At 33.2% G+C, this 13,744-nt stretch carries 7 protein-coding genes; 6 read left to right on the forward strand and 1 reads right to left on the reverse strand.

What is annotated here, in order from left to right; all coding sequences use genetic code 11:
• The first annotated feature begins 5 nt into the window (after positions 1-5).
• The 4 genes from M2326_RS05375 (at position 6) to M2326_RS05390 (ending at position 5,949) form a co-directional block, all read left to right on the forward strand.
• Complete coding sequence (locus tag M2326_RS05375) at positions 6-1,772, forward strand: RagB/SusD family nutrient uptake outer membrane protein (protein WP_264618526.1); 1,767 nt, start codon at positions 6-8, stop codon at positions 1,770-1,772.
• A gap of 8 nt (positions 1,773-1,780) precedes the next feature.
• Positions 1,781-2,245, forward strand: a complete 465-nt coding sequence (locus M2326_RS05380) for a hypothetical protein (RefSeq protein ID WP_264618527.1) — start codon at positions 1,781-1,783, stop codon at positions 2,243-2,245.
• Between the two features lie 91 nt (positions 2,246-2,336).
• Positions 2,337-5,258, forward strand: a complete 2,922-nt coding sequence (locus M2326_RS05385; protein WP_264618528.1) for an outer membrane protein assembly factor BamB family protein — start codon at positions 2,337-2,339, stop codon at positions 5,256-5,258.
• Position 5,259: 1 nt separating this feature from the next.
• Positions 5,260-5,949, forward strand: a complete 690-nt coding sequence (locus M2326_RS05390) for a T9SS type A sorting domain-containing protein (protein WP_264618529.1) — start codon at positions 5,260-5,262, stop codon at positions 5,947-5,949.
• 749 nt (positions 5,950-6,698) lie between these two features.
• Here the strand turns inward: M2326_RS05390 and M2326_RS05395 are convergent.
• Positions 6,699-7,847, reverse strand: a complete 1,149-nt coding sequence (locus M2326_RS05395; RefSeq protein ID WP_264618530.1) for a helix-turn-helix domain-containing protein — start codon at positions 7,845-7,847, stop codon at positions 6,699-6,701.
• Between the two features lie 455 nt (positions 7,848-8,302).
• On the opposite strand from M2326_RS05395, the gene M2326_RS05400 reads away from it, so the two are divergent.
• On the forward strand, positions 8,303-11,833 hold the full coding sequence (locus tag M2326_RS05400) for a SusC/RagA family TonB-linked outer membrane protein (RefSeq protein WP_264618531.1): 3,531 nt from the start codon (positions 8,303-8,305) through the stop codon (positions 11,831-11,833).
• 15 nt (positions 11,834-11,848) lie between these two features.
• On the forward strand, positions 11,849-13,738 hold the full coding sequence (locus tag M2326_RS05405) for a RagB/SusD family nutrient uptake outer membrane protein (RefSeq protein ID WP_264618532.1): 1,890 nt from the start codon (positions 11,849-11,851) through the stop codon (positions 13,736-13,738).
• Positions 13,739-13,744 lie beyond the last annotated feature (6 nt).

Here is a 13,744-nt window from a genome sequence, read left to right on the forward strand (position 1 = left end):
CAATTATGAAAAAATTGAATTATAAATATATTGTAATCGTAATGGTGGGACTTTTAAGTTCATGTAGCCAAGATTATTTAACAGAGTCAAATCCAAATTTAATCGCAAGTGAGAATTATTGGAAAGATTTGACCGATACAAACAAGGGATTAACCGCTGCTTATTCTTCTTTGTTGAATTCTTCTGCTTTAAATATTGCTGAAGATGCTTTACGATCAGATATGGGATGGCCAGGTTTTGGACGACCAGTAAATACTAGTAAAGGGGATGGTACTTTTTGGTATTATCAAACCTATAATAATGGTACCTCTGGAGTTAATGACCACTGGAATGCTTGTTATAAAGGAGTTTACAGAGCCAATCAAGTAATTGAAGCTTTGAATAACCTTAAATCTGCAGGATCTATTGATGCTACCAACACTGCTGCATGGACAGAACAAATGGCAGAAGCTCGTTTTTTGAGAGGATTATTTCATTTCTATCTGCATTCTTCATTTAATAAAGGAAGTATAATTATAAGAAGTTCAGTTCCAAAAATCCAATCTGATTTTACGACACCACTTTCAAGTTCAAGTGAAGTTATTGCTTTTCTTAGAGATGATTTAAAATTTGCTTTTGATAATTTACCTTATGCGCCATTGGCAAAAGGTAGAGCTACCAAAGGGGCTGCTGCAACTATTTTGGGAACTAGCCACTTGTATGAAAATGAATTGGTAGATGCTAAAAGTTATTTCAATGATATTATAACAAATTCAGCATACGGATATTCACTAGTAACAGACATGTCATTATTATTTACTACAAAAGGAGAATTTAATAAAGAATCTATTTTTGAAATTGAATATAACAACGTGTTTAGACTCGATTTATCAACTTTTGATGCTCAAAGTATGACAAGTCCTTTAGCAGTATATACATCCAATTCTGGAGCGAATAGTTTTTATGTACCAACTTGGTTGGCATATGCTTACAAAAAAGAAGTAATGGATGTTAAAGATGATCGCAATTATTATTTGAAAGCAGGAGTAAAAACACTTCGAAATGTGCCATTAAGAGCTTCGGCAATGGTCACTTTAATTGAAGATGAGCAAACAGTTTATTATTTAACAGGAATGGTACCAGATAATGTAAAAGTTTCTGCCAACGGAAAAGGTTGGGGATATTCGTTTTATAAAAAATATACGAATCATGACTATTTAGATTCCGAAAATAGTTTGCCAGTAAATAAGAATTATTCAGGTAAAAATGTAACCGTAAATAGATTAGCAGATGTGTATCTAATGCAAGCAGAATGTTTGTTGAAAACTGGTGATGTTCAGGGTGCTATTGTTTTGATTAATAAAATTAGAGCCAGATGGGGATTGAGACTTTTGGGTGTAAGCTATGATGCTTCAAAAACATTTGATGGTGTTACTTATACCGCTACAACTCTTATGGATCGTTTGATGTATTTTGAAAAACCATTAGAACTATCAGCAGAAGGTCATGCAATACGTTATAATGACTTACGTAGATGGGGAATTTTAACGAGTAACTTTCAAAAATTGGCAAATGATGATTATTTTGTTGAAGATTATACTTATCTATCTACCGTAACCAACAAAAATGTAACTAAAAAGTTAACTTCAATAATAAAAACTAAAGGGACAAAACCAAGTCTGGCAGTTGATTATGAATATGATATTTCAGCAAATAATTTTAATGAAGGAAATCAAAGCTATTTACCAATACCATTTAGCGAATATGCCAATAATACAGCTATAAAAAAATAATATATACTATGAAAAAGATCAGCATTATCATATCAAGCCTATTATTACTTTTTAATATAGGTTGTACCAAAGAAGAGACAATTCGAACTAATTTTAATGATTTTACATGGTATACTAGTATTCCAAATGGGCTTACTTATACTGTAAAACCTGGTGAAAGTATTTCGTTCATTGATTTGTCTCAAGGAGCTTTATCTCATGAATGGACTATACAGGAAGGGAATGCTTATTTATCACCAAAGTTTGTAAAGGGACAAGATTTAACGCCTTATATTATTCCAAATAAAGGTTTAGTGACCTCTGATACAACCGTATTTGTATTGTTCCCAAATGAAGGAACGTTTACAGTTAAATTAAAAAATAGTTATAATGCGAAGGTCGTTTATCCAGGTGTTGTGCCTATTGAAGCGGTAAAAGTTGGAGATGTTTGGGTAGCCGAGAAAGTATTTACTATTACGGTATCTGCCATTTAAGATTCTCATTTTGTTTATAAAATCTGAAAAAGGTTATGGCGTGCTAATTATATGATTATCATGCTGTAACCTTTTTTTTAAATCATTAGATATGGAATATAAATACACATTTTTTTATTGGCCTATTTTTCTTTTATTGAGCTTATGTACAGTAAGCATAAAAGCGCAAACATCCCCCAATTTAGTAAACAATCTCTACTATGGTTTTGAGGGTGGAGGCCAAGGTTGGAATACTAACCAACCAGCAAATTGGTCATTTGATAATACTAAAGTAGCAACAGGTACATATAGCTTGAAATTTAATTCAGAAGCTATTGCAGTAAGTACTAAAGATGTCAATTATACAATTTCTAAAATAAGGTCAGCGGTTAAGGATGGGAAATCCTATATTGTAGCTTCTAGTTATGAAGGAACGGTTCTAGGAATTCGTTATGATGGGAAGAAAATATGGGAAAATAAATTATCAGGATTTATGAATCATGATCTTTGGTGTGAAGATATTACAGGTGATGGTATTGATGAGATTTTTGCAGCCAATGCTAATGGTACTCTATATTGTCTAAATTATGACGGTACCATCAAATGGCAGTTTAAGCAAAATGAAGCACCTATGTATGCTGTATGTGTAGTTAGTAAAAATAATATTCCGTATGTAGTTTGTGGCGGTTATGATAAAAATATTTATTATCTAAATGCTAATGGTACTCTTAAACAAACTTTAGCTTCCTCAAGTTACTCCGTAAATACAGTTTTTGGAGGAGCAACAGCACCAACAAAAGTCCATATTGCTAATTTTATTCGAAAAGTAAAAAAAGGAGATGGGACTGATATGTTGGCCGTTTTAGGAACAAATAATAGCATGCAAGTAACTGGGAATATGTATTTGTTTGATGTTTTAGGAACATCGGTCATTACACCTTCTGTTAAAATAAGTTCAGGAAAACCTGTAGGGGAAATGCGAACAGTATCAATAAATGGAGCTTCTAAAATTTTGATGGGAAATAGTACCCATATTAATGATTCTGCATTTCTTGAATATGATCCTTTAAATTCAGCTACAGCGCAACAAGTATTTGATATCTCAAGCATCAGAAATAAAGTAGGTGGTTTTGGATATCGTGTAGTGCAGCCTGAAATTATTCCTAATGGTGCAAGTTATCAATATTTTGTGTTATTTGGGAATCATATTATTTTAATATCACCAGGTCAAACAATTGCTAATGCAGAGGTTTTAGAGTGCTTGTATTCTTTTAATGATATGTGGAAAGACCCGTTAACGGGAAATATTATTCTAGCAAGTAATCAAAATGGCGGTAGCGATATTCATGTCATTGATCCCTCTAAGCCTGACTGGAAATTGGGATACAAAAATATCACTTCACCTGGGAAAATTCAAACCATTTTGGACAATACAGCAGCCTTAACGACCAAATTAAACACATTCGTAAAACCTAGTTGGGAACGTAATCCAATAGAGGTTAATTTATTATATGACAATACAATTGGTCTAAATACAACATTGTATAATACGCCAACTTTTGTTTCTCAGTTTTCTACTTCACATGCTCAAGATGGAGCAACATGGGATCGAGCTAATTTGGGTAATTTAGAATACAGAGATAAAAGAGATGGACGTAGAACTTATGACTGGACAGAAGCGCAGGCGTTGAGCTTTATTTCTGGTAAAACGACGACTAATGGGGTTGCTTACTGGGGTGGACATGGTAATGATCCTTATATGTTCAGTAAGCAAACTAGTCAAAAAGTAATTGATAATACGAATTCAGTTGCCGATCGCAAAACAGTTTTAATCTATCCTGAGCTAGGGGACGATAGTGATGATTTTAAATTTGTTTTGAATGATTTATTTTATCCATTGGCAACATATGGGCAAAATAAAAATTTAAAATTATTTATACGTTCCAAAAATATTTTTTGGCAAAGTAGTATTTATCTACCGATGTGGTCAAGATTACTTTCTGGTGAGTTTAAAAACGTTTTTGTTCCTTCAATGGAAGAGACTACGGATAAAACAATGGAATTGAGTTTGGCTGGAAGAATGGGCGTTTGGGCAAGTGGAGCAGTTGGTAGTTGGGGTGCGAGAGCAGTACCAGATAATGCTAGTTTTGATCGTTTGAGACAGTTTTCAGATCAAACTTTAGACAATCACTTTTTGCGCCAGTTGATTTATGCAGCAGCGAGTGGAGCTCAATATTATGATAATTTTACCAAGCCAGATTTGTTTCCTATACTATTAGCTAAAGGAGCACTTTTTGTTCCAAAGCGTTCTGAATTAGTTAGTTTGTCACCTGTACATCTAAGTATGTTTGAACCTGATGCTCATTATCTAGAAGAGGGTACGGAAAGTAAATGGTTAACTAATTTTGATTCAACTTTTGAAGATGCTAATTCTTTTGTTTTTAGTCGAATGAATGGAACTTGGCCTGGTGCCCCTTTAACCGATTGGGATTTTTCAAAATACGCAGCAGGTATGAAAGAACGCCGATTGAATTTTTTACCCAATTATCCAAACGGAATGGTATTGATTACGCCACCACAAGCAGGTGTAAAGGCTGATGTAACAGCAGTACGAGGTTTGATGAAAAACAATCTGCACCCTTTGTATAAAAATATATTAAAAGAATATTATACTGACGGACATTACTATTATTCAGCAGATGGGGTGACAAAATACGATGCGAATACCTATTATCAAACCGTTAAAGCTGAAATTGAGGCAGGAGCAAAGAAAATTCCAATTACTGTGACTGGAGATGTGGCTTGGGTAGTTGCTCAAACGGCTCCAAGACATTTGCGATTAACGTTGGTTGACAATGGCTATATCAACCCTGATGCTCGCGTGGCTACAGTAAAATTCAATACCATAAATCCAGTAAAAATTATTGATGTGGTAGATGGAAAACAATTCTTCCCAACAGGTTCAACAGTGAGTATTGATGTGCCTTGTGGACTGTTTCGGTTTATTGATGTGGAACTAACAAATGATTTGTAATATGAAAAATTTAAATAAAAAAAGTAAAGTAAGTATCATTTCCATACGATATCAAATTTTGGTGCTGTTGTTTTTATTACAATCAGGAATAACTTTTGTTCGTGCACAACATACACCGTTTGTAATTACTTGCGGGGAAATGATCAAGGAGGCAAAGATCTCCTTAAATCAAGGAAATTATAAAATGTATGTCAAAGTATGGATTGATTCAGATGCAGATCTATTGGGTTTTAAAACCAGTATCAATCCAATTGAGAATGTACTTGATTGGAGATTTAAAGATGTTGCCAAAGGACAGTGGGTTACTTTATCAAAAGAATTTACCATTCCCAATGCAGTAGTGGATCAAAATTTTAGTATCGAAATTTTGGAAGAGGAATATAATGGAGTAGGTTATGGTAATTTTTACGTAGATGATTTTTATATAGAATATATTTCAGTTTTAGGAATTGAAGAGTTTGAAATAGGGAAGGTAGCAGTTTTTCCTAACCCTAGTTCGGAACTTGTTAGTATTAATTGTCCTGTTGGAAGTGAAATCATTGTATACAACGCATTAGGATTAGTAGTCAAAAAATTAAAAAAAGCTCAGGAAACCAATATTATTCCAGTCTCAAATTTGGCATCTGGAATCTACTTTGTAAAAGTACAATTAGACGCTAATCAAACCATTAAAAAAATAGTGGTGAAATAAGGGATTGGCAAAATCATATAACGTCTAGTATGTCTAGACGTTATTCTATGAATTATATTTTATACCCAATCAATTAAAACGAATCGATGATGAAAATAAAATTAATAGTAGTAACTATATTAGATTTATAGTAGTGTATTCAGAATATCCGCTCAAAAACTAGTTTTTGACTTTGAAATGGTAATAGAGTAATTTGGAAAAAATTAAAAGAAGCAGTTACAATATCGAGCGATAAAGCAGTTTCAGTAAGCAAGAGCTTAAAATACAATTGTACCAGAATACCTGTCATTGAAGGTCAAAATTCACAAGTTTATAATAGTGGTAGTGAAGGCGGAAATTTGAGTGCAGGAACTTATATCTTTTCTTTGAAATTTATGGCTGATGAAAACCTAAAAGTAGGAAGGTTTATTGTAACAGTTTCAAAGCCAAGGATAACTATCAATTTTAAAACTGATAAATTAGAAAAAGGAAAATGGATTGACTTCTCTCAATAATTGGTTCTAACTAAGGCATGTGAAAAGTTAAGAATAACAGTTTCTACAAATCCTAAATGGGGAGGAACTGGAATTTTCTATATTGACGACCTTAATATAGTTAAGTGTAATAATAATCTCTTTTTTTAAACAAGAAAGCCCTCAGAAAATATTTTCTGATGGCTTTCTTGTTTTTTATTTAGTTTAAAGACCAAGTACTATGATCAAGACCTTACGAATAAATATAGTGTGTCCAAAGAGTTGATCTGTAAAGAATTAAAAAGGTACAACTAGTATGCTTTTTAATCCTAAGTTTGTCCTGTCTTTACCATAGACCTGATAAATAGCAGTGAAATTATCCTTTTCAGCCATATGCTCTTTATTAAATTTTTTCAGGAATTCGTTGTCTGTAAAATGTTCAATTGTAGCTTTTACCCCCATATCATGATTTGAGAAGAAAATAAAACATTCATTGTTTTCAGGACCTTTAAACCTAGAAACAATAGAGAAATCTTCACTTTCTTTACCAAAGTAGGTGGTGTAAATAGTATCCTTTAAATTTGGATGTCCACTGACAATCAGATGTTGATTTGTAATTTTAAAATAAGGGTTAAAATTATTAAATAATGACGTTAGTTTGGTGTTATTTATATATTGGCCAACATATATTAAGTTTCCATTTTTTAAATCATCTACAGAGATATGGGAAGAAAAACGTATACCAAAGTTGGAATTTAGATCGTAAAATAATTTTGCCACATGTTGTACTGCTATGACTCCCATACTAGTTATATAGGTGTAATTTGCAGGTTTAATTATTTCTTTTAATTCTGAATTATTTTCCATAAAAGCATAATAGTCTTCTGTTGAATTAATGGAGAAATCACGAGTCCAGCCTTCATTATTTGTAATAGTTTTTCCTGTCATTCCAAAAACATCCCCTACGATGAGGGTCGTTGCTTTTTTATTTTTAAAAAATGATTCCCATACTACAGGTGGTTCTGGTTTTAAATTACTAAAAATAAAAATTATACTAAGAGCCACTAGGAGTAAATATGGAATGACATTCTTTAACTTAATTTTTTCTAAAGTTGAAGTATTTGGGGTTAGCTTTTCAAATCGTACACTGTATTGACCTTTGTCAATAATCAATCTCCATTGAATGTCTTGACCATCTGTTTTGTAATATAACTCTATTTTTTTTCTAAGATTATATACATTAACACGTACTCTAGGGTTGTTTTTGTCAGATATTGATTTGTCACCAAAAAATTCTAAATCGATAATGTCTTCCTTTAAGAAATCACCAGCCAAAGTTGCCTTTACTAAATACTTAAGTAAAGCAGAGCTTTTAGGGGCCTTTTGAAACAATTCAGTTTTAATAATATTTTCACAAAGGATAAGTTTTTTTTCGTCTGAAAGCATTCTTATGGTGTTTTTAATGTTGATTTAACGGTTACAAGTACCGTTAATTAGGGGTTAAATATAGTTATTTTTAACAAGTTGTCTAGTTTTACAGAAAACAATTTATGTTTTTATTGGGAGAAAAATTATTATAAACTCATAATTGTGTATTTATAAATGATATAAATACAATTAATGATCTAAATACTAGCTAACAGCGATTATTGTTTTAGGATTCATTTTTAGAAAGCAATACATGCCCCGTTTAGTCTGAAGGAATTAGTATTTGATCACTTTTAAGGACTGCATCAAAATTTTATTAAAAAAGGAAGGAGAAAATAAATGAAAACATAAATACATAGCAAAACTAAATAATAAAATGAATAACCAGAAACTATGACAACAGTCTCTGGTGTTTCAAAAGCAATATTATTGCGATAAAAATTAACATTACTAACCAAATAAAAGACAAAATTATGAATAAAACCTTTAGTCGTTTCAAAAAACGACCAAAAATGACTTTTACCAAAGCTTCTTTAATAATTATGATAACTTTTATTTTATTTATAGCAAGTGGTTTAACCTCAATTTATGCCAATTCTCCCTATCCTCATAAAAAATTGGATATTAATGTTCAAAATCTAACTGTTGAAGAGTTATTTAAAGAAATTCAAAATAAAAGTGAATATATCTTTTTATATAAAGACGGAGTTCTTGATAAGCACCACAAGGTTTCAATGAATCTAAAAGGAATAAAACTCGAAGATATTTTAAATGAATCATTTTTAAATACAGTTTTAGATTACACCATTACAGATAAACAAGTCGTCATAAAAAAGAAAAAGATTCAACTTGCCGAAAAGAATGTGAATCAGAATTTTTTAGTAAGTGGTGTTATTAATGATGAAAATGGGCAATCAATCCCTGGTGCTACAGTGCTGGAAAAAGGAACGACCAATGCAGTACAGACTGATTTTAACGGAAAGTTCTCTTTGAAAGTTAGGTCTGAAAACGCTGTTTTAGTTATTTCCTATATTGGTTTTGCTACTCAAGAAATTAGAGTTAATTATCGCACAACAATATCAGTAAATTTAAAGGAAACCGTGTCAAGTTTAGACGAGGTGGTAGTTGTAGGTTACGGTACGCAGCGCAAAGTTAGCGTAACTGGAGCTATTTCCTCTGTTGGAACAGATATCCTAAAACGAAGTCCAGCCCCTAACTTAGTCGGTGCTTTGACTGGTCGTCTCCCCGGTTTAACTGTTATGCAATCTAGTGGCCAACCAGGTAAAGAGGATTTTGATATATATCTACGCGGTGCCAGTACGTTAAATGGTAAATCACCTTTAATATTAGTTGATGGCGTACCTCGTGACAATATCACAATGCTTGATCCTAATGAGATTATGGATGTGTCTATTTTAAAAGATGCCTCTGCAACAGCGGTCTTTGGTGTACGTGGGGCCAACGGTGTGATTTTAATTACAACGCGTATGGGTACCGTAGGAGAACCGCAGTTAAGTTTTTCTGCTTCATTTGGTAGGCAAGATTTCTCTACGGATTATAAAAAATATAATTCTTGGGAGCAAGCAGCTTTGGTAAATCAATCTTATAAGAATGATGGATTGGCTTTACCTTATTCTCAAAGACAAATCGATAATTACAAAAATCAAGTAAGTGATTATTATCCTAATACTGACTGGTTTGCTGTGTACTTTAAACAATTTGCACCCCAGAGTAGATATAACGCCAATCTTTCTGGTGGAACGGAACGTGTAAAGTATTTTATAAATATGGGTTTTACACAACAGGGTAGTGTAGTAAAAATAGAGGACAAGGATGTTTTGGGTTATGATGCTTCTTTCCGCTTAAATCGCTACAACTTCCGTTCTAACTTGGATATTAAAGCCAATGATTGGATTAAGGTAGGTATTAAATTAGCAGGATATATCAATAAGGTAAATGAACCTAATAGTTTTAATAACACCTATGGTAGTGCCTATAATTATTTTGGACGAGTATTTAACCAACAATCAACTACACCTGGTCCTTTTGTTACCGATCAAATGGTACAAGATTATGGTTTAGTGCCTAATACTTTAATGGGCGGTCAAGAAAGTCTTTATGGTGAGATTAACAATCAAGGTTTTCATCGTAGTGATCAAAGTACTTTAAACGCCACAACTTCCTTGGATTTTGATTTAGGTTGGATGGTAAAAGGACTGTCTTCTAATGTACAAGTGTCATTTGATACGGATAATCAAACCGAAGTTTTTGGTAAAATGGGTAATGGTTTTAATGCAGGTTACAACTTATATACGTATGGAAATAATGAAGAGGTTAATCCTATTACTGGAGAAGGGCATGATGTTATAACTTTTATACAGGCTTCAGACTTTGGTAATTATAAAATTAACACCAATAAAAGTTATGCGTTCTCATTTAAACTAAATGCACAATGGCGTATCAATTACGAACGCATTTTTGCAAAGAAACACCATGTTGGTTTCATGGCTTTGATGCAACGTGATAATAAGGAGATTAAGAGTGGCTCAAGCATGTTCTTATTACCTTATAATGTTATTGGTTTGGCCAGTCGAGCCAGTTATGCTTACGAAGACAAGTATATGGCTGAATTTAATATTGGATATAATGGTTCTGAGCAGTTTGCAAAAGGCAGACGTTTTGGTGTTTTTCCTGCGGGCTCTGTTGGATGGATGGTGACAAATGAAAAATTCATGAAAAATTTTAAGTTTCTTTCAAAATTGAAATTTCGTGCTTCTTATGGTAAAGTTGGTAGTGATAATATTGGGGGCAAACGTTTCTTATATATGGATATGAATCAAATTGCGGGTAATGGGCAAAATAATAATATAGGAAATGGCAACACAGTGAACGAGTCACAGATTGGTAATCTTGATTTAACTTGGGAAATAGCCTATAAGCAGAATTATGGTGTTGATCTAGGTTTCTTTAAAAATAAATTGACCTTGGGTTTAGATTACTACAAAGAGAGACGGGAGAACATCCTGATTGGAAGAAATTCGGTATCTACGATTATAGGTGTTCCCACAGCTATTATGCCAAAAGTAAACATGGGACGTGTTGATAACCATGGATATGAAATTGAATTAGGGTACAAGAATAGGTTGAATAAAGATTTATACATCTCTGCAAAAACATCTTTCAGTTACAACAAGAATACAGTAATTGAAAGCGATGAATTAGATAAAGGATCTACGTTTGCTTATGGTTATAATCAAGAGGGTTTCTCAATAGGTCAAAACTTTGGTTATAATATTGATTGGAACTCACCGGGTAAAGGTTATTTCCTTTCTCAATCTGAGATAGACAGTTATGCTCAATACAATGGTGTTCAGCCTCGTGTCGGTGACTTTGTTTATAAAGATATCGCTGGTGCAGTTGATGCAAACGGGAATACTATTGCAGACGGTATAATAGATAGTAAAGATGTTTCTCCAATCGGTAAACCAAGTCTACCGCGTTACAATTACAGTTTATCGCTCAATGTAAATTATAAAAACTTTGATATTAGTGCATTATTTCAGGGTATAGGTAATAGTTATAATTATTATGATGGTTATGGTATCAACCAAGCTCAAACATTATCATTCCAAAAAGTACACGAACATGCTTTTAATCCTGATATGGTAGAAACTAACGCTGATGGTCAATTGTACTATGCAGGTGGTGCTATTACTTATCCGGCATTATCTACTAAAAATAATAACAGTAGTGTATCAAGAAATGATTTTTTTATAGCTAACCGTAGATTCATCCGTTTAAAGAACTTTCAAATAGGCTACACTCTTCCAAAGAAATGGAGTAAATCAATCGGCATGCAAGAATTCAGGTTCTATGCTAGTGGATTAAATTTACTGACATGGAGTAAATTACCTTTCGACCAAGTTGATCCAGAGCAACGTAGTGCAAGTTCTGTAATGCCCATTCAACGTACAATAAGTGTTGGCGCTAATATTAGATTTTAATTTTAAACAAAGAAAATGATGATGAACAAAACATATTATGTCGTTACCATATTAATACTTTTTGGCTTTAACAGCTGTCAAGATGTTTTAGATGTAGCGCCTGAAGGACAACATTCACTTGATGAGATTTTCTCTGATGAAAACACTACTGGTGCATATCTCAATTCATGTTACGATTCAATGAATAAACACGGTTTTGAGTATAGTAAAGGTGGAAGTAGAAGCGGCCCACCTATTACAATGGCTGATAATTGTTATTTTTATGATAGTTGGGGAAATACTCAATATGATGGTTTTACAAATACTTGGGGTATAAGCCCAGTTTGGTCAGATAGTCAGTTTATAGGACATACGTTATGGGACTTGAATAATCGCAATATTCGTCGTTGTAATATCTTTTTGGCCCGTATGGCTGATCCAAAGACCGTAGTCCCTGATGAGCAGACACGCTTGCAATGGACAGCAGAAGTAAAAGTTCTGCGTGTATATTATTATGAAGAGTTGATTAAAAATTACGGACCTCTTCCAATAATAAGTGAAGTGAAATCCGCTAGTTATGACGGAGCAGATCTTGATCGTTCAATGAGTTACCATGATTGTGCCCAATGGATTTTTAAGCAAATAGATGAAGCGGTTAAAGAACCTAATTTACCTTGGCGTTTTAATAATTCTAATGATAAAAGTAGAATGACAAAGGGAATTGCCTATGCTATAAAATCAAGAGTTGCTGTTTTTATGAGTAGCCCCTTGTTCAACAATGGTCAAAATTATTGGTCAGAAGCAGAAACGATAACAAAAGATTGCTTAAATCAATTACTTAGCCATAATTATGAGTTGTACAAAACGGTAAGTGACCCTGCTCTTTATGGGACAAATGCTTATCGTGAATTATTTTGTAAAAAGGTTGATTATAGTGATAATCCTACCAATAAGGAGAATATTTATGAAAGTAGGACTGAAATCGATACTTATAATTACATGCAGTGGTTATATGGTACACCCATTAATAGTGATAAACGTTCAGGATTAAACCCAACGCAGGAGTTAGTTGATAGTTATCCTATGGCTGATGGTTCTTATGTTTTGGATCTAGAAAACCCTTATTCAGATGAGAAACATTTGCAACCCAATTTCAACACTACTTCTTCCTATGATGAACAGAACCCCTACGTAAACAGAGATCCACGGTTCTACGCTACGGTTCGTTATAATGGTAGTCAAACTATAAATTCTAAGAAAGTTATGACCGATTTATGGACTTTTTATAGCGGTAATTGTGGTATTAATCCAAGCGATAAAAAACGAACTAAAACAGGTTATTATGATAATAAATATCGTCCTGAAGATCTAAGGAGAGGTAAATGGACTTTGAAGGCTTCCTTCCCAATTTATCGTTTAGCGGAATTGTATTTGAATTATGCTGAAGCTGCTATAGAATCCAATCATTTAGATGATGCTCTTATACTTGGACTTAACCCTATTCGTGATCGTGTGTATATGCCACACATTACATATACTAGTCAAAATGATTTACGCTTAAAGTATAGAAATGAACGTCGTATAGAAATGGTTTATGAAGAAAGGCGTTATGAAGATATTCGCCGTTGGCATAATCCGGGTGAAGAAGTTTCTGAATTTCGCTGGACTACTGGTATGTGGATAGATTATAACGGTACTGTAAATGGAAAAGGGATGCCTACCAAAACTCCAGAGATAAATGATTTTACCTATAAACGTGTTATTTGTGGTGACGGTTGGGATTATACTAACAATACATGGACAGGGACAGGGAGAGAACGTATGATTTATGATTCCAAGTATCTATTAAGTCCTATTCTTCAACCGGAAGCTATTCGTTTAGAATCGGTTACTGGTAAAAAGTGGCAAAACCCAGGATGGGAGTAATCTATT

The organism is Flavobacterium psychraerolatum (assembly GCF_025960985.1).
Taxonomy (GTDB): Bacteria; Bacteroidota; Bacteroidia; order Flavobacteriales; family Flavobacteriaceae; genus Flavobacterium.